The sequence below is a fragment of the Maritalea mediterranea genome (assembly GCF_021568695.1).
Lineage (GTDB): Bacteria > Pseudomonadota > Alphaproteobacteria > Rhizobiales > Devosiaceae > Maritalea > Maritalea mediterranea.
In genome coordinates, this window is record NZ_JAKGTI010000014.1 from 1 (window position 1) to 249 (window position 249).

General features: G+C 69.1%; 1 protein-coding gene. It reads left to right on the forward strand.

Annotated elements, in window-relative coordinates; all coding sequences use genetic code 11:
• The coding region (locus tag L1I42_RS16180) for a molybdopterin cofactor-binding domain-containing protein (protein ID WP_236115785.1) at positions 1 to 249 on the forward strand (249 nt) is incomplete at both ends.

Genomic DNA, 249 nt, shown 5'->3' on the forward strand with positions numbered 1-249 from the left:
GCTGGCTGGTCGGCATGGGCATGGCGGCGGGCTTCCGCAACAACCTGCTGACCAAATCCGCCGCGCGGGTGCGGCTGGACCGAGAGGGCATCGTCACGGTCGAGACCGACATGACCGATATCGGCACCGGCAGCTACACCATCATCGCCCAGACCGCGGCGGAGATGATGGGCCTGCCGATCGACAAGGTCCGGGTGCGGCTCGGCGATTCCGACTTCCCCGTCTCGGCCGGCTCGGGCGGGCAATGGG